The sequence below is a fragment of the Halorubrum sp. SD683 genome, from assembly GCF_002135045.1.
GTDB lineage: Archaea > Halobacteriota > Halobacteria > Halobacteriales > Haloferacaceae > Halorubrum > Halorubrum ezzemoulense.
This window is the reverse complement of sequence record NZ_NEWJ01000055.1, coordinates 1-17,227: the sequence shown is the minus strand read 5'-3', so window position 1 is coordinate 17,227 and position 17,227 is coordinate 1. Positions and strand designations below refer to the sequence as shown.

The window sequence follows — 17,227 nt, the reverse complement described above, 5'->3', positions numbered from 1 at the left end:
GTCTTGGTCCTCCTCGCTCGCGCGCTGGAGGAACCGCTCCGTGTCGGGGTGCCAGCGCGCGTCGAGCCCGGAGAGCGCGGTGTCAGCGGCGTCGGCCGCGTCGGCCCGGAGTGCCTCGTCGACCGGCGCGCGCGCCACCGCGGCGAACGCCCGGAGGTACTCGGCGCCGGTGTGGGTGAACCGGCCGAGCGCGTTCTCCCAGCAGTTCTGACAGCGGCGGGGGAGCCCGTCGTCCTCGGTCGTCTCGAAGAGGAAGTCGACGGCGTCGGCGATCGTCTCGTCGATCCGGTCGCGCCACTCTTCGGGGAGGTCGGCCTCGCGGCGGAGGGTCGCGAGGAACGCGACGACCGTGGCGGGCTGGTCGAGCTGATCGTTCGGGCCGGGGGTCGCGTTCGCGCCCTCGATCCGGGCGTTCGCCCAGCCGGGGGCCACCTTCCCGGAGTCGGCCCACACGCGGTGGGGCCACGAGCCGTCGGCGTCCTGCGTCCGACAGAAGAAGCTCGCGGCCGCGAGCAGCTCCTCGTCGGCGTCGAGGCCGAGCTCCTCGCTCGCGTCGAGTAGCGCGGTCGAGACGGTCGCCTCGTCGCGGAACCACGTGTAGCCGTAGCCGCCGGAGGTGGAGTAAAACGGGTCGAACTCGGGGGCGGCGATCCGGCCCCCGGACTCCGCGGTGAGCAGGTCGAGCGCGCGGAGGTCGCTCGCGATCACCGACCGTCGCGGGGCGTCGGCGGGCACGTCCGGTCCGCGCCCGTCCGCGGCCTCGCGGAGGTCGTCCGCGTCGGGGTACGCGGTGGCGATGTTCGAGACCGTCTCGATGCGGCGCTGGCGGTCGACCCCGTCGGTGAGCGCGTCCTTCGCGTCGTCGCCGGTGTCGCGGGCGGCCCGGCGGTCGACGACCGCTCGCCCGGCGAGCGTGACGCGCTCCGTGCGGCCGTCGCGCTCGAAGGGGGCGCGGACGACCACGTCGGGAGTGAGCCGCGAGTCCTCTCGTCGGTCGATCTCGCCGCGGTGCGGGAAGCCGTCGTCGGCCTCGCCGAGCAGCTCCGGAATCGTCCGCAGGCGCTGGCCGTGGGCGTTCGAGAGCCCGGTCGAGGCGGTGAGGAAGTCGTGCTCGGTGCGGTGGTACACCTCGACGACGCCGCCGTCCTCGGGGCCGGCCCCGTCGTGGACCATGTTACCGACGCGGCCCTCGACCATGTCCGGCGAGAACGCGTAGGCGGCGACGATCTCGGCGTCGGCGGGCGGTGATCCCCGGAGTTCGACGTGCGTGAGGTGCGTGTCGCTCACGACGAGGTCGAACTGGTGGATGGTGTAGCGGCCGGCGTCGTACTCCGTCTCGACGAGCGGCGTGTCGCCGTCGTAGTGCTGGCGGGTCGTCTCGAGGTCGTCGAACCAGCGGACCCCGCGCCCGGCGGTGATCCCCATCCGCAGGCGGTCGGCCCCGCCGACCTCGGAGAGGGAGTACGAACAGTCGTGGACGGTCCCGTCCGGTCCGACGTGGACCAGTCGGCCGTCGTCGCCGGTGAACGCGCCGGCGGTCATCGAGTGTTCCGCCGGGTAGCGCTCCCCGCGCCGACGTTCGTGCTCCGTAAGGGCGGTACGCAGTCGCATACCCGCTCTGCGACTGCCGGAGTAAAAGCCTTGACGACCGCGGCCGGTATCCGAACGGACGCTGCGCGACGCAGATCTCACCGAAACAAGAGCAACACCGAAGGCCCCGGGCGTTAATTGGCGTCACATGCACCACCCCGGACCCCCGCGCTTCCTCGCGACCGGCGAGCAGACCGAACTGGCTCCGCGAGACCCGAACCCCGACGCGACGTACGCCTGGCGCGTCGCCGACGCCCCGCCCGGCAGCGAGGCGACTGTCGGCGACGACGCCGTAACGGCGTTCACGCCCGACGTTCCGGGCCGTTACCTGCTCGGGCTCGACGCGCCGGACGGCGACCACCTGCTCACGGTCCGCGCGTTCCCCGCGAGCTACGAGGGCGTCGACGTCGCCGGCGGCAGCGGGACCGCGATACGGGACCGCGACGCGGACGACGCGCCGGTGGACTACGCCGCGCGGGAGCGGCACGAGGGCGTGGGTCGGCCGCGGGTCAGGGTGGACGCGGGCGTCGCGTTCGGCGGCGACGCCGAGTCGACCGGCGGCGAGACCGGAGGGGAGGAGACGCGCGCGGGCGCCGGAGAGGCGGTGTTCACCGCGACGCCGACGCCGAACGCGGAGTCCGCGTTCGACGCCGACGACCTCTCGGTGACCTTCGTCGTCGACGACCGGGACGTCGAGACCGCGGTGGCCGACGGCCGCACGAGCCCGCGAGACGCGCTCCGGGTGAGCGACGGCGGCCGCGAACTCCGCGTCCCCCTCGACGCGGTTCCTGACCGCCTCCGCGTTCACGCCGTCGCGGTCGCGCGGGACTCGGGAGAGGATCCGCGCGTGAGCGTCGCCGACGCGGCCGCGGTCGAGCGCGCCGGGGACGGTCCGCCGGGAGCGACCGACGCCGGCGGCGAGGCCGTGCTGACCCCTGACGCGCCCGACTTCGAGACGCTCCGACTCAACGACCCGCCGGCGTGGACTCGCAGCGCCTCCGTCTACGAGGTGTTCGTCCGCACCTTCGCGGACGCCGACGAGGGCGCGGCGTTCGACGCCATCGCGGAGCGGATCCCCCGGATCGCGGAGCTCGGCGCCGACACGCTCTGGCTCACGCCGGTCCTCGGGCACGACGGGAAGCCACACGGCTACAACATCGTCGACTTCTTCGACACCGCCGACGACCTCGGCGAGCGCGAGGACTTCGAAGCGCTCGTCGAGACGGCCCACGACCACGGGATGCGCGTGCTGTTCGACTTCGTCGCCAACCACACGGCCCGCGACCACGAGTGGTTCCGCGACGCCTACCAGAATCCGGAGTCGCCGTACCGCGACCGCTACGAGTGGCAGGAGTCCGGCGAGCCGGGGACCTACTTCGACTGGGAGCTTATCGCGAACCTGAACCACGCGAACCTCGACGTGCGGCGGTTCCTCCTCGACGTGATCGACGAGTGGGCCCCGCTGGTCGACGGGTTCCGCTGCGACATGGCGTGGGCGGTCCCGGACTCGTTCTGGCGCGAACTCCGCGACCGCGTGAAGGACATCGACCGCGAGTTCCTCCTGATGGACGAGACGATCCCGTACATCCCCGGCTTCCACGAGGGGATGTTCGACGTCCACTTCGACGCGACGCTGTACTTCCAGCTCCGCCAGGTCGGTCGCGGCGCGGAACCCGCTTCGAGCGTCCTCGACGCGGTCGACCAGCGCGCGGAGATCGGGTTCCCGGACCACGCCGAGTTCCTCCAGTACATCGAGAACCACGACGAGACGCGCTACCGCGTCGAGTGCGGCGATGCCGCCGCGGCGGCCGCGGGCGCGGCGATCATGACGCTGCCCGGCGTCCCAATGGTGTACGCCGGCCAGGAGATCGGTCAGCGCGGCCGGCGCGACGCGATCGCGTGGGACCACGCGCGCGAGGAGGTCCGCGACCGCTACGAGCGACTGCTCGCGACCCGACGGGACCACCCGGCGCTCGGGCCGGAGGGCGACGTGTCGCGCGTCGGCTACCACGTCGCGAGCGGCGACCTCTCCGAGCGGCCGATCGTCGCGAGCGGCGACGTCCACCCGGACGACGTGGTCGCGTTCCGCCGGCACGACGGCGACGAGGACCTGATCGTCGTTCTCAACTTCGCGCCCGCGGACGCGAGCGTCGCGATCGATGTCGCTCACGGCGAGCGCGACCTGGTCACGGGCGAGCGGTGCGTGGTCGAAGACGGCGAGGGCACCGAGCGGGTCCGCGTCGACGACGTGGCGGTGGTGCCGGTCGCAGAGCAGTGAACGGCGGGCCGGAGAGTGGCCGTCCGGTCGCGGACGAGTGAGCGGCCAGTCGTGACAATCTCCGCCGCCGCGACGCGATCCCCGGACGCAACGTTTGAAGTCAGTGGGGGGCGCAGGGTGGCCTATGCGATTCGACCGCTCCGACGGCGTCTTCTGTCACGTCACCTCGCTACCGGGGGCGTACGGGATCGGCGACCTCGGCGAGGGCGCGCGCGACTTCCTCTCGTTCCTCGGCGACGCCGACGTCGACCACTGGCAGATCTGTCCGATCGGGCCGACGCTCTCCGTGGCCGGGGAGTCGCCGTACCAGTCGCCGTCCGCGTTCGCCGGCAACCCGCTGTTCGTCGACCCCGAGGGGCTCGTCGACGACGGCTGGCTCGACGAGGGGGACCTGCGGCCGGTCCCCGACTTCCCGACCGACCGCGTCGACTACGACGCGGTCCGCGAGTACAAGCTCCCGCTGTTGCGGACCGCGTTCGAGCAGTTCGAGGAGCGGGCGACCGAGGAGGACCGCGCCGCGCTGGGCGCGTTCCGCGAGCGCGAGCCGTGGCTGGCCGACTACGCGCTGTTCAGGGCGCTCTCCGACGCCCGCCCTGAGGACGTGTGGACGGAGTGGCCCGCGCCGCTGCGCACGCGAGACCCGGACGCGCTGGCCGAGGCGCGCGAGGAACACGCCGCGGAGGTCCGGTTCCGCGCGTTCGTCCAGTGGACGTTCGACCGCCAGTGGCACGACCTGCGCGCGGTCGCCGCCGATGAGGGCGTATCGATCGTCGGCGACGTGCCCATCTACGTCGCGCTCGACTCCGCCGACGTGTGGGCGAGCCCGGAGGCGTTCCGGCTCGACGAGGGGAACCGTCCGACTGCGGTCGCGGGCGTGCCGCCGAACGCCGGCGATTCCGGCCAACGGTGGGGGAACCCGCTGTACGACTGGGAGCGGCTCGCCGAGTCGGGGTACGACTGGTGGCTCGACCGGTTCCGTCGGCTGTTCGACCTCGCGGACGTGGCGCGGCTCGACCACTTCCTCGGCTTCGTGAAGTACTGGGCGATCCCCGCCGATAGCGACGACCCCGCGGACGGCGAGTGGCGCGACGGGCCGGGCCGCGACCTGTTCGAGGCCGTCGAGCGCGAGCTCGGCGCGGCCCCGTTCATCGCCGAGGACCTCGGCTTCGAGGACCCGGCGATGGACGAGCTGATGGCCGAGTTCGGCTTCCCGGGGATGCGCGTCCCGCAGTACGCCGACTGGTGCGCGGAGGGGAACGAGTACCAGCCGATACACTACGGCGAGGGGGTCGTCGGCTACACCTCGACGCACGACACCGACACGTGGGCCGGCTACTTCGAGGACCTCCCCGCCGAGCAGCGCGACTGCTTCCGGTACAACGTCGGGAGCGACCCCGACGAGCCGTCCGAGTGGGCGATCATCGACGAGGTGTGGGGTTCGGACGCGATCCTCGCCGTGGCGACGATTCAGGACCTGCTCGGGCTCGGCAGCGAGTCCCGGTTCAACGAGCCCGGGACGCTGGACGGCAACTGGGAGTGGCGCGTCGCCCGCGACGACCTCGACGACGCGATCGCGGACCGGCTGTGGGAGCTGGCCGGGAAGCACGTGCGCTAGCGCCGTGACGGGCGCCCTCCCCGACTCGTCACTCGTCCACGTCCTCGTGATCGCCGCGGCGACCGCGTTCATCTGGCTCGGGAGCGGCTGGTTGGAGGAGGCCGCCGAGACGCTGTCCGGGTACTACGGGCTCCCGGAGGTGGTTCAAGGGTCGATCGTCGTCGCGGTCGGATCGAGCTTCCCGGAGCTCGTGAGCGTGCTGGTCACCGCTCTCACCGGCGTCTTCGACATGGGCGTGGGCGCGCTCGTCGGGTCGGCCATCTTCAACGTTCTCGTGATTCCCGCGGCCGCCGGACTCGGAGGCGAGGACGAGCTGGAAGCCAACCGGGCGATCGTGTACAAGGAGGCGCAGTTCTACATGCTGGCGGTCTCCGCGCTGGTCGTGACGTTCGCGCTCGCGGTCATCTACTTCCCGGTGTCGACGGACCCGATCGTCGGGACGTTGCCGCGCTCGCTCGCGGTCATCCCGCTCGCGCTGTACGGTCTCTACCTCTTCATCCAGTATCAGGACGTCGACGACGCGGCGATAGACCGCGTCCGTGAGGGGATCGACATTCGGCGCGAGTGGGCGAAGCTCGGCGGCGGGCTCGCGGTCATCGTCGTCACCGTCGAGCGGCTCGTGGCGTCGGTGGAGTCGCTCGGCGTCACTTTCGGAGTCCCGGAGTTCCTCGCCGGCGTCACGGTCGTCGCGGCAGCGACGAGCCTCCCGGACACGCTGGTCAGCGTCCGGACGGCGCGCGAGAACCGGGGGACGACGAGCCTCGGAAACGTCCTCGGATCGAACACGTTCGACCTGCTCGTCGCTATCCCGCTCGGCGTGCTGATCGTCGGCGAGGTCGCCGTCAACTTCTCGACGGCGGTGCCGATGCTCGGCGTGTTGACGGTCGCGACCGTCCTGCTGTTCGTGACGCTCCGGACGAGCCTCGCGCTCAACGAGCGCGAGTCGTACGCGCTGCTCGCGGCCTACGGGCTGTTCGTCGCGTGGGTCGTCACCGAGAGCGTCGGCGTGACGAGCGTGCTCAAGGGCGTGTGAGTCCTCCGGCGGGATCGGCGCCGGGAACCACTCGTCGGCGCCGGTGCGCGAGACGGCGGCTCAGTAGGAGTCCCGCCCGATGATGAGGTACAGCAGGATCCCGAGCAGCGGCGCGAAGAACACGACGAGCGCCCACAGGATCGGCGGGTGCTCGCTGCGGCTCTGCGCGTCAGAGTACGTCCACACGATCATCGCGAGGTGGACGACGAGGAACCCGAGACTGACTAAGAGGGCGATACCGGCCGCCGCGCCTTGGAGGAGCAACGGGGACATGTCGGCTGACACCACAACGCCGCGCGCAAAGTGTCTTCGGGATCAGAAGGCGCTCCCGGCGAAACGGCTATGAGTGACGGATGTGAACGGTACGCATGGTTGGTGTCGTGCGCGCAGCGGGTGCCACGACCGAGCTCTGCTGCGGCCTCGCGCTGCTCGCGCTGTCGCGGACCGACACCGAGGGGGTTCCGGCGGCACCGTTCGCGACCGGCTTCGCGGTCGGCTACCTCTACCGTCACGCGCGGGCGACCGCGGGCTGTCGGCGGTTCCGCGGCGGCCCGGCACGAAGCCTCGGGATCGCGCTGGCGTGGGCGGCGCTCGGCGTCGCCGCCGAGCGGTCGATCGACGGGAAGGCGGCGAGCCGCGTGTTCGCGGCCGGACTCGGGCTGGGCTCGGCCGGCTACTGGCTCGCGCGGCGCGGGGAGTGAAGGCCACTCGGGAGGTGACCGCCCGGACACCCGCCTCGACGCGACCGCCGGAGCCCGAACCGTTTTGATCGCGGAGCGCCCGGCTCAGGTATGACGCTCCCAGTCGACGCGGACCGGCTCCGCGCGGACATCGAGGCGAATGCGGCGTTCGGCCGCGTCGAAACGGGCGATCCGGACGCGCACGCGCGAACGAATCGCACTGGATCCGAGGCGAACCGTCGCGCCAGGGACCGGCTGGTCGAACGGCTTCGAGCCGCCGGTCTCGACGTCGCGGTCGACGCGGTCGGAAACGTCCTCGGGACGTGGGTCCCGGCGAGCGCCGATCCCGAGGCGGCTCCGGTCGTTTCGGGGAGCCACCTCGACAGCGTGCCGGAGGGCGGGATCTTCGACGGCCCGCTCGGGGTGTACGCCGCGTTGGAGGCGGTCCGCGCGATGCGCGACGCAGGGGCCGAGCCGGACCGACCGGTCGCCGTCGTCAGCTTCACCGAGGAGGAGGGAGGCAGCTTCGGCAACGGGCTCCTCGGTTCGTCAGTCGCGACCAGCGAGACGGCGCTCGACGACGCGCTCGCGCTGTCGAACGCTGGCGGAGAGACGCTCGGCGAGGCGCTCGACCGGATCGGCTACCGCGGGGGCGACGCCGTCGACGCCGCCACGCCGACCGACGACGACGGCGACCCGACGACGCTCGATCCCGCGTCGTGGGCGGCGTTCTACGAGCTCCACATCGAGCAGGACACGACGCTGGAGGAAGCGGGCGCGGCGGTCGGTGTCGTGACGACGATCACCGGGATCACCCATTGCGAGGCAGCGATCGAAGGCGAGGCGAACCACGCGGGCGCGACCCCGATGGACGAGCGGACCGACGCGCTCGCGGCCGCGAGCGAGTTCGTGTTGGACGTCGAAGCCGCCGCGAACGAGGTCGTGGCGTCCTCGTCGCCCTCGGCGGTGGGCACCGTCGGGTCGCTGTCGGTCGCGCCGAACGCGACGAACGTGGTTCCCGGCCGCGTCGAGGCCGGCGTGGATATCCGCGACGTCGAGGCCGGATCCATGGAGGCGATCGTCGAGGCCGCGCGCGACTCGCTCGCGCGGCTGGAGCGCGAGCGGGGCGTCGAGACCGCGTTCGAGCGACCGTTCGACGTTGCGCCCACGCCGATGAGCGACCGGCTCCGCGGGGCCGCGCACGGCGCCGCCGACGCCGCCGGGCGGGAGGCGATCGACCTCCACTCGGGCGCGGCGCACGACGCGATGCGGGTCGCGCGCGTCACGGACGCGTCGCTGCTGTTCGCTCCGTCCCGCGACGGGATTTCGCACAACCCCCGAGAGTGGACCGACTGGGACGACTGCGCCGCGGCGACCGAGGTGCTGGCGGGCGCGCTCGCGCGCGCCGCGGTCGACGAGCGGTGACGGTCGACGGTGCGAGCGAGGTCGGCGCTGTACCCGGTGGCCTCTCAGGCACACGGACCTCGGGTGGGGCGCCGACCGACCCCTTGAGTCGAGGACCGGCCTCGCTGCGTGGGGGCGGTCACTGAGAGTGAAGTATAAATACGGTCGCACGACTCCGCTCCGGGACATCACCGATCGCGGATAGGACGAGGTCGAGGTCACATATCCGCGTACACCGACGTATGAAGCCGCTTCCGGTCGCAACGCCGCGCTCAATTATAGATATATTTATATACTTTCGCGACTAACTATACGTTAACGAGCTGGCGATTCGCGGACCTCGCTGTATTTTCGTCGGGGGATCGTCGGAGCACACCCATGACAGAGACACATACCTACAGCGACGGCGGCACGGAACGGGAAGGACGGGCGGACTCCGCGGACGCGTCCGCGGGCGGCGAGCGCACGCGAACGAGGGCGTCGGAGTCGGCGGCCGTCGCGGAGCCGACGGAGAGCGAGCGCGAGCGCACCACGACCTGCCCCGAGTGCGGCGGTCGGCTCGCGACCGACACGGAGCACGGCGAGACGGTGTGTGACGACTGCGGGCTCGTCGTCGAGGCGGACTCGGTCGACCGCGGGCCGGAGTGGCGCGCGTTCAACTCGAACGAGCGGGACAGCAAGTCGCGGGTCGGCGCTCCGACGACGAACATGATGCACGACAAGGGGCTCTCGACGAACATCGGCTGGCAGGATAAGGACGCCTACGGCAAGTCGCTCTCGGGCCGACAGCGACGCCGCATGCAACGGCTGCGGACGTGGAACGAGCGGTTCCGCACCCGCGACTCCAAGGAGCGCAACCTCAAGCAGGCGCTCGGCGAGATCGACCGCATGGCCAGCGCCCTCGGCCTCCCCGACAACGTCCGCGAGACCGCGAGCGTCATCTACCGCCGCGCGCTCGACGAGGACCTGCTTCCCGGCCGCTCCATCGAGGGCGTCGCGACGGCCTCGCTGTACGCCGCAGCCCGGCAGGTGGGGAACCCGCGGAGCCTCGACGAGTTCACGACGGTCTCCCGCGTCGAGAAGATGGAGCTCACGCGGACGTACCGGTACGTCATCCGCGAGCTCGGACTGCGCGTCCAGCCGGCGGACCCGACGAGCTACGTCCCGCGGTTCGTCTCGCGGCTCGGCCTCTCGGAGGAGACGGAGCGGCGCGCACGCGAACTGCTCGACGACGCCGCGAACGCCGGGATCACGAGCGGTAAGTCGCCGGTCGGACTGGCCGCCGCCGCCGTCTACGCCGCCGCGCTCCTGTCGAACGAGAAGGTGACGCAGAGTCAGGTCTCGGAGGTCGCCGACATCAGCGAGGTCACCATCCGGAATCGATACAAGGAGCTCCTCGACGCGAGCGGCGCCGCGAGCGCCTGAGGCGCCGTCAGGAACTCGGTTCGATGTCGGTCTCGTCGGGCTCGACACTCGACCCCCGATCGCCACCCACGTTTTTAACGCGGCCGACTGTACAGGGTGACATGGTTGATGCGTTCGTCAGACTCGTCTGTCCGGAGTGCGGCAAGGAGTGGCAGGACAACCCGGCCGAGCTTCAGGACCTGCGGTCTAACTTCAGTTGTCCGGCGTGTCACGCGACGCGGCGCCTGACCGAGTTCATGCGAACCGAGCGCGACCTCGAAGCCGTCAGACAGTTCCAGTAGCGCCGTGCCGGGTCGGGGGCTCGACCACCCCTGAGACCGGAGCCCCGACCGCACACGGTCGGCGTCTCGCGAACGACTTTTTGATCGTCGTCGACCTCGGGTAGCGACGGATCGCGGGAAACGATCCTGAACGATCTATCGAGAACCCACTTCTCCGCGTTGCTACTCGCGAAATACGCGGATAGTGTGGTAACGTTACTCAAGATAATAATATAAACCTCCGGTAGCAAAGGACTGGTACTCATGAAGAAGCAGGAACTCATCCATCTTCACGGTCTCCTCGCGGAGGTACGAAAACAGTGCGAGTTCTGGGACGACGACGTTGATCTCGAAGCCTACGAGGAACTGGGCGTGAAACCGACGTCGATCCACAAATCCAAGACCGACCACAAGGCGGCCGTTTTCAAGCTGACAGAGGGAATCACTGAGCCGATGGAGTCGTCCGAATCGGAGCCGCTGGCCCCGACGGCCGACTGAGACGTTTACCGCGTACCGCTCCTCGCCGACCGCACCAAACGCCGACCAGCGTCGCGGCCGCTCCCGTCGAGAGCCGGCAGCACGGAGGCGACCGGCTCAGAACTCCTCGTGCTCCTCGCCGCCGCTGAGTGCCGATCCGTCGCTGCGGCTCGACTCCTCGTCGCCCGACGCTGACTTTCCTGTCGCGGTCGACGCGTCGTCGGCGCGGTCGCTCTCTTCGGGACCGATCTCGGTGACGGTAAGGACCTTCAGCGGGATGTTGCGGAGTCGCTTCCCGATCTCCTTTCGCGCGACGCGGCTGGCGTGTTCGCCGCGGTCGACGTTGAACACGTCCATCCGGAGCTCCAAGGCGACGAGCGCCTCGTCGGCCGCGACGAACGCCGGATCGAGCGGTTCGCCGCTCGGCGACGTCCGGGTCCCGGTGTCGATCTCGACGTAGTTGAGGTCCGGGTTGAGCATCTCACCGGTCTTCGAGATGGCGATCCGGACCGCCTCGTCGGCGGTCTCCACGTCGTACACCGGGACCGCGGCCTCGACGACGACTCGACAGTCCATCACGATTGTGCGTACCACGCGAACGAGTATCAAACTTCGGCCGCGCCGGACTCCGGGCGCCGCGCCGGTCACTCGCCGCCGGCGCGGAGGTAGTAGAACACGTACGTCTGGGCGTAGCCGGCGAACTCGCCCCCGAAGCGCTCGCGGATCGCGCGGGAGGTCGCGGCGTAGCTCCCGCGGTCGCAGTCGGGGTAATACTCCTCGATGGTGGTGCGGATCCACGTGTCCAACGGCACCGCCTCCAGGAATCCCAGCGAGAACAGCAGTACGCAGTCGGCGACCTTGTCACCGACGCCGACGAACCGCGTGAGCGACTCGCGGGCCTCTTCGTAGGGGAGATCGGCCGCTTCCGAGAGGTCGGCCTCGCCCGTCGCGACCATCTCCGCGGTCCGCTGGACGTACGGCGCGCGGTAGCCCAAGGAGAGATCACGGAGTTCGTCCTCCGTCCGCGCCGCCAGCTGCTCGGGCGTCGGGAACGCCCGATACGTCTCGTCGTCGAGTCGAACTGCGTCCCCGTACGTCTCTCGGAGCCGGCGCTGCATCCCGTGGATCCGGGCGACCCGCATCTGGGCCGAACAGATGAACGAGATCAGACACGGGAAGACCGGGTCGCGGGTCAGTCGCATTCCCTCGTAGGCGTCGTACGCGCGCTCCAGCAGGGGCAGATCTGGCGTGGCGTCGAGGATCGCGTTGAGGTCGTCGTCGAGCCGGAGCAGGTGCGTCAACAGCGGCTCGACGTCCGTCGACGCCTCCCAGCGGAGGGTGCCGTCGTGGACGCCCCCCTCCTGTCGGACCCGCACCGCGACGCGCTCGTCGGTCACCCCGGGGATCGGATCGACGACGGTCTCGTACCACGCGTCGCCGCCGTGCGCGTGAAGTTCGTCGTACGCGTCGCCGTCGGACCGGTTCCAGAGGTAACTCTGGCCGCTTTCGAGGGTCGCCTGAAGGTCGAACGGTCCAGCCAGATCGCCGACGTCGATCGCCCCGCGTTCCATCGTATTCGATCAGCGCGCGCGCAGGCATGCGAGTTTCGGTCGCGGCCCGCCGTGGACGGCTTTTTGTCCGACCGCACCGTACCGAACGTATGCCGACGTACAGGCGGACGATTCGGGTGCCCGCTCCGGTCGAAGACGTGTGGGCGTTCCACTCCACGGTCGACGGACTGCGCGAACTCACCCCCGACTGGATGCGCCTCCGCATCGACGGCGTGGAGGGACCGGACGGCGAGTCCGATCCGGGGGTTCTCGTCGCCGGATCGGCGATCGAGATGTCGGTCCGACCGTTCGGAGCGGGCCCGCGTCAGCGGTGGACCTCGCGCATCGTCGAGCGCGACCCCGACGGGGAGACCCCGCCCGAGCGCTCCGCGCGGTTCGTCGACGAGATGGAGGACGGACCGTTCCGACGGTGGCAGCACACCCACGCGTTCTACGCCGACGGGGACGAGACCCTGCTCGTCGATACGGTCGCGTATCGACTGCCGCTCGGCCCGCTCGGCGACTTCGTCGGACCCGCGGCGAAAATCGGGTTCGAGGGCATGTTCCGAGACCGTCACCGGCGCACCGTCGACCGGTTCTCCGACGCATAACGGCGTCACGGAGCCGCCGCCGACACCGAGCGAACCCGCTACGCCGACGCGACCTGCGTCGCGCTCGCGCCGAACGTGAGCTCGAAGACCGCGCCGTCGTCGTTTCGGGCCTTGATGTCCCACTCGTGGGCCTCCACGATCCGGTCGACGATCGCCAGCCCGATCCCTGAGCTGTCGGCGGACGAGACGCCGGAGTCGAAGACCGTGTCGGCGAGCTCGACCGGTATCCCCGGACCGTCGTCCGCGACGTACATCCCGCGGCGGCCGTCCTCCGTGGTGAGCGGGCCGATCTCTATCGCCACATCCCGGCCCGCGTGATCGATCGCGTTCCGGAAGAGGTTCTCCAGCGCCTGCCGGAGTCGTCCCGGGTCGGCCTCGACCTGACCGACCTCATCCGCGATAGTGAGCGTCGCCTCGGGCGACCGGACGGACGCCCACGCGTCTTTCGCGACGGCCTCGATCGGAACCGACTCCGTCTCGCCGATCGCCTCCCCGCGCCGCGCGAGCATGAGCAGATCGTCGATCAGCGTTTCCATGCGGTCGACCGCGCCGCTCATGGCATCGTATCGCGACGGCGTCAGCTCGTCCTCGGAGAGCGACAGGTACCCCGAGAGCACGTTCAGCGGATTCCGGAGATCGTGTGAGACGACCGCACTGAACTGCTCGAGCTGTTCCGCCTGTCGGCGGAGCGCCGCCCGACGGTCGTTGCGCGCGATCGTGTGCGCGACCAGATCCCCGAGAGTACGGTACAGGTCGACCTCGTCGTCGGTCCACGTCCGGTAGTCGTCGGACTCGAAAGCGACGATTCCGCTCAGCTCCCAGTCGACGACGAGCGGTACGTGAACCGTCGCCGGCGGACCCGCCTCGTCAGTGTCAGCGGTCGAGACGTCTTCACCGCGCGGAGGAGCCGCCCCCCGAGCGACGTTGCCGAACGTCGACAGCTGGTCGGGGTCTGGGAAGTCATCGAACCGCCTCGGGGCGGGGTCGAAGCCGTCGGGACACCAGCTGTACGCCGGCACGAACTGCCCGTCCTCCTCTCGATAACAGATTATCCGGTCGAGCTCGGCGTGCTCGCCGACGTTCTCCATCGTCCACTCGATCTTCGTTCCGACCTCGTCGGTGCGGGTGCTCATCAGCGTCGTCCCGGCGTCGAGCAAGACCTCAGAGAGGCGAGCGACATCATCGGTTCCGAGCTGGACGCGGTCGGGCTCTAACAGTCCCGCGAGGCGTTCGGCGAGCGACCGGACGGCGTCGCTCTCGTCGGGGGACAGCGCCCAGTCGTCGACGGTGACCACGTCGTCAACGCCGGCCGCCAGCAGGGCGCGGATCGTCTCCGTCGTCGCGTCCTCGACGAGCGCGATCACCGGCACGTTCGACGGGAGCGCCGCGAGCCGCTCCGTTACCGCGTCGTCGGCCGTCGCCGCGGCGGTGACGACGACACCGCAGGTGTCGTTCAGCGGGCCCTCGTCGTCGCGTTCCTCACCCAGATCGGCCGGGGCGAACGTCCGAACCGTCGGTCCGTCGGGCCCCTTCCAAGCGGCGGCGACCGCGCGCGTTACGCGGTCGCTCGCGCGGGCATTGTCTCCTACAAACGCGACGACCGTTCGCCGGTCCATATCTTAATCAGCCGGCCAGACGGTTTCAACGTTTACCCCAAAATATCGACGCTGAAAACGCTGTCACCGGTCAGCGGCCGCCGTGACGTATATCCCCAAGAGAACGACGCACCCGCCGACGACCGTCGCCGGCGTCGGAGTCTCCGACAGGAACGCGACGGCGAGCAGCGTCGCCCCGACCGGTTCGCCGAGCAGCGAGACGGAGACGACGCTCGACTCGAGGTGTGCGAGCGCCCAGTTGAGAACGGTGTGGCCGAGTAGCCCCGGACCGGCCGCGAGGCCGACGAACAGGAGCCATTCCCGAGGCGGGTATCCCGTAAGCGGATGTCCCGCCGCGAGGACGAACGAGAGCAAGACGAGCACGCAGACGCCGTACACGACCGTGACGTAGGGGACGAGCGAGATGCGTTGCCGCAGCGACCGCCCGGCCAACACGTAGCCCGCGGCGGCGACCGCCCCGGTCAACGCCAGCGCGTTTCCGTACAGCGGACGGGGGCCGACCGCCACGCCGCTGAGGAAGTCACCGAACGACATCGACATCATCCCGCCCACCGCGACGGCGATACCCGCCGCATGGCGGCGGGTAACGCGCTCGCGCAACAGCAGCCAGGCGCCGAGCGCGACGAACACCGGTTGCGCCTGAACGAGGGTCACGCTCGCGGCGACGCTCGTCCACCGGAGGCTCTCGAACCACGCCGCGAAGTGAACCGCGAGCGCGACCCCGGACAGGGCCGCGAACGCGAGATCGCGGGGCCGGATCCGCGCGAGATCCGCTCGATACCGCCACGCAGCGACCGCCCCCAGCGGCACCGTCGTGAACAACACCCGATAGAAGGCGGCGACCGAACTCGGCGCCTCGCTCAGACGGACGAGGATGGCGCCCGCGCTCACGGCCGCGACCGCCGTCGCCAGCGCCGCCTTGGGTGACACCGCCGGGTTCGAGGTCATCGGGTTCTACGACGCTTCGAACGGCGACTGCTTACGGCTTTCGAGAGCCGATCGACCGATGCGGCACAGATTCTCCCGTGCTCCTCGGTCAGCGACCGACGCCGACGGTGATTTCACTCCGCGACGCGAACCGGCACACATGTGTGCGGACACGTTCGGCGTCGGCATCCGCGTCACCGAAACGGAACTGCGCGTCGTCGTCGGTGTCCCTTCAGATATCGACGCCGGATGGACCGACCCAGAAGCGTTCCAGTCGCTCGTCGCGGAGGCCGTGTGGGAGCGGCTCGACCGACAAGCGACGCTGGAGGCCGTCGCCGCGCGGTACGACACGGGCGAGACCGCATCGCTCGGGAGCGTGACGCTGGAGCCGAACGGGACTGTGGTGAATGCCGACCTCGAACGCGTCGCGGAGGCGGACGCTCGGGACAGATCAAAATAGTAGCGCGTCTACTGCGGTACGACCCCGCCTTCAGTCGTCTGAGACGACCACCGCGATCGCCGCACCGAGCGCCCACGTCCGTTTCGGCCGGTACGCGGTGAGATCGTACCGGGTCGGGCCGACGGTATCTCCCCACGTTTCGAGCGCGCCGAGCGTGACCATCCCCGACAGCGTCGCTCCCAGCGTTCGCGGCGTCGTCTCCGGGTCCGCCAGCGCGGCGTGTACCTGCTTCGACTGCGGGTAGTTTCGGTCGCACGTCTCGATGCCGCGTTTGGCCTCCACCCAGTGGCGACGGACGTACCCGAACGTCGTGGGATCCTCGCGGGAGAGCCGTTCGACCGCCGTCACCGCCTCCGCGTCGGGCCCGACGACGACATCAGCGCGGGCGCCGACTCGTGACAGCAACTCCACGGGGATCTCGAACGAGCACCCCATCGAAATCCGACCCACTCTCCCCACAAACCGCTCGAGGAGACGGTCCACGAACGCGACTGCCGAGTCGACGCCTTCCCGGGCGGCGACGGGCGCGAGGTCGTCGACCACCACATCGATCGCGCCATCGGGGACGCCGTCGAAGTGGTCGGCGACGGCGTCGAAAACCCGTTCGCTTTCCACGGTCCGGCCGAGGACCGTGTAAGCGAGGCCGTTGTTCGGTACGACCTGCGTCGACGCGGCGGTCCCGCTCCGAGCGATGGCGTTCACGTCCACTACCGCCTCTCTGTCGGGCGGTCTCGCTCGCGCTCGATCCCAGCCGCTCCGCCACCTTTCCACGTCGGTCCCAAACAAGACGGACACGACACGGTCCGAGTCGACTCCGTCGCGAACCGACGGCTGCTCGCCACAGAACAGCCGTACCGTGCCGTTCGGTCCGCCCATTACACTTGGGTTCAGCGACAGAACTGATAAACTTACTGACGAAACTATTAGTACTGATACGACTCGCGCCGAGACGATCACTGTCCGCGCATTCGGTGCGGCGGGCCGATGACCCGCTGCTGTCGATCGGATACCGGTACGAAGCGACCTCTCGCGCTGTCCGGCAGGCGATATCGGCGGTTTCTCGGACTGATCCGGAACTGTCGCTGTGGAGCGTTTAAGCCTAGCGGTCGCGCGTCAACGCCCTCGCCGCTCGCTATACGTCAAAAAAGCCCACGGACGTACGTCCGTGGGCTGAGTGGGAGTATTCTCCCGGATGAGTGGGCAGGCGGCGACCCGTGGTTCCCAGAGGATCGCTCACTCCAGTACTTCACGGTACGCTGGTGGGCTTAACTTCCGTGTTCGGAATGGGTACGGGTGTGTCC

At 70.0% G+C, this 17,227-nt stretch carries 17 protein-coding genes and 1 rRNA gene; 10 read left to right on the top strand and 8 right to left on the bottom strand.

Annotated elements, in window-relative coordinates:
- On the bottom strand, window positions 1-1,611 hold a 1,611-nt coding region (locus B9G49_RS12340), incomplete at its 3' end, for a glycoside hydrolase family 15 protein (RefSeq protein WP_343124399.1).
- A gap of 127 nt (window positions 1,612-1,738) precedes the next feature.
- Here B9G49_RS12340 and malA point away from each other — a divergent pair.
- The 3 genes from malA to B9G49_RS12325 all read left to right on the top strand — a co-directional run bounded on the left by malA (window position 1,739) and on the right by B9G49_RS12325 (window position 6,516).
- Window positions 1,739-3,868 (top strand): alpha-amylase MalA, encoded by a 2,130-nt coding sequence (gene malA, locus B9G49_RS12335; RefSeq protein ID WP_086216564.1) that lies wholly within the window; start codon window positions 1,739-1,741, stop codon window positions 3,866-3,868.
- Between the two features lie 124 nt (window positions 3,869-3,992).
- Window positions 3,993-5,483, top strand: coding sequence for a 4-alpha-glucanotransferase (gene malQ / locus B9G49_RS12330; protein WP_086216563.1), 1,491 nt, complete (start codon window positions 3,993-3,995; stop codon window positions 5,481-5,483).
- A 4-nt stretch (window positions 5,484-5,487) separates the two neighbouring features.
- Window positions 5,488-6,516, top strand: coding sequence for a sodium:calcium antiporter (locus B9G49_RS12325; protein WP_086216562.1), 1,029 nt, complete (start codon window positions 5,488-5,490; stop codon window positions 6,514-6,516).
- Window positions 6,517-6,576: 60 nt separating this feature from the next.
- On the opposite strand, the gene B9G49_RS12320 is transcribed toward B9G49_RS12325, so the two are convergent.
- On the bottom strand, window positions 6,577-6,789 hold the full coding sequence (locus B9G49_RS12320; protein WP_049929318.1) for a PLDc N-terminal domain-containing protein: 213 nt from the start codon (window positions 6,787-6,789) through the stop codon (window positions 6,577-6,579).
- Window positions 6,790-6,884: 95 nt separating this feature from the next.
- Here B9G49_RS12320 and B9G49_RS12315 point away from each other — a divergent pair, with 95 nt between their 5' ends.
- The 5 genes from B9G49_RS12315 (at window position 6,885) to B9G49_RS12295 (ending at window position 10,783) form a co-directional block, all read left to right on the top strand.
- Complete coding sequence (locus B9G49_RS12315; protein ID WP_086216561.1) at window positions 6,885-7,217, top strand: hypothetical protein; 333 nt, start codon at window positions 6,885-6,887, stop codon at window positions 7,215-7,217.
- A 90-nt stretch (window positions 7,218-7,307) separates the two neighbouring features.
- Window positions 7,308-8,621, top strand: coding sequence for a Zn-dependent hydrolase (locus B9G49_RS12310; protein WP_086216560.1), 1,314 nt, complete (start codon window positions 7,308-7,310; stop codon window positions 8,619-8,621).
- Between the two features lie 357 nt (window positions 8,622-8,978).
- Entirely contained in the window at window positions 8,979-10,025 is a 1,047-nt protein-coding gene (locus B9G49_RS12305; RefSeq protein WP_049929315.1) for a transcription initiation factor IIB family protein, read from the top strand.
- A 101-nt stretch (window positions 10,026-10,126) separates the two neighbouring features.
- Window positions 10,127-10,306, top strand: a complete 180-nt coding sequence (locus B9G49_RS12300) for a hypothetical protein (protein WP_049929314.1) — start codon at window positions 10,127-10,129, stop codon at window positions 10,304-10,306.
- 243 nt (window positions 10,307-10,549) lie between these two features.
- A complete protein-coding gene (locus B9G49_RS12295; RefSeq protein ID WP_004598519.1) occupies window positions 10,550-10,783 on the top strand; it encodes a UPF0058 family protein in 234 nt (77 codons plus the stop codon).
- A 96-nt stretch (window positions 10,784-10,879) separates the two neighbouring features.
- Here B9G49_RS12295 and B9G49_RS12290 read toward each other — a convergent pair whose 3' ends face one another.
- Both B9G49_RS12290 and B9G49_RS12285 read right to left on the bottom strand, forming a co-directional pair.
- Window positions 10,880-11,338 (bottom strand): DUF555 domain-containing protein, encoded by a 459-nt coding sequence (locus B9G49_RS12290; protein ID WP_086216559.1) that lies wholly within the window; start codon window positions 11,336-11,338, stop codon window positions 10,880-10,882.
- 68 nt (window positions 11,339-11,406) lie between these two features.
- Window positions 11,407-12,333 carry a DNA-3-methyladenine glycosylase gene (locus tag B9G49_RS12285; RefSeq protein WP_086216558.1) on the bottom strand — a complete coding sequence of 309 codons (927 nt, stop codon included), beginning with the start codon at window positions 12,331-12,333 and terminating at the stop codon, window positions 11,407-11,409.
- Between the two features lie 89 nt (window positions 12,334-12,422).
- On the opposite strand from B9G49_RS12285, the gene B9G49_RS12280 reads away from it, so the two are divergent.
- Complete coding sequence (locus B9G49_RS12280; RefSeq protein WP_086216557.1) at window positions 12,423-12,923, top strand: SRPBCC family protein; 501 nt, start codon at window positions 12,423-12,425, stop codon at window positions 12,921-12,923.
- Between the two features lie 38 nt (window positions 12,924-12,961).
- On the opposite strand, the gene B9G49_RS12275 is transcribed toward B9G49_RS12280, so the two are convergent.
- Together B9G49_RS12275 and B9G49_RS12270 are read right to left on the bottom strand one after the other, a co-directional pair.
- Entirely contained in the window at window positions 12,962-14,539 is a 1,578-nt protein-coding gene (locus tag B9G49_RS12275) for a HAMP domain-containing sensor histidine kinase (RefSeq protein ID WP_086216556.1), read from the bottom strand.
- A 63-nt stretch (window positions 14,540-14,602) separates the two neighbouring features.
- Window positions 14,603-15,487, bottom strand: a complete 885-nt coding sequence (locus B9G49_RS12270; protein ID WP_086216555.1) for a DMT family transporter — start codon at window positions 15,485-15,487, stop codon at window positions 14,603-14,605.
- A 139-nt stretch (window positions 15,488-15,626) separates the two neighbouring features.
- Here B9G49_RS12270 and B9G49_RS12265 point away from each other — a divergent pair, with 139 nt between their 5' ends.
- Window positions 15,627-15,926, top strand: a complete 300-nt coding sequence (locus B9G49_RS12265; RefSeq protein WP_086216554.1) for a hypothetical protein — start codon at window positions 15,627-15,629, stop codon at window positions 15,924-15,926.
- A gap of 30 nt (window positions 15,927-15,956) precedes the next feature.
- Here the strand turns inward: B9G49_RS12265 and B9G49_RS12260 are convergent, their stop codons facing one another.
- On the bottom strand, window positions 15,957-16,883 hold the full coding sequence (locus tag B9G49_RS12260; RefSeq protein WP_321166726.1) for a hypothetical protein: 927 nt from the start codon (window positions 16,881-16,883) through the stop codon (window positions 15,957-15,959).
- Window positions 16,884-17,125: 242 nt separating this feature from the next.
- Window positions 17,126-17,227, bottom strand: a 5S ribosomal RNA gene (gene rrf / locus B9G49_RS12255); the annotation flags it as partial.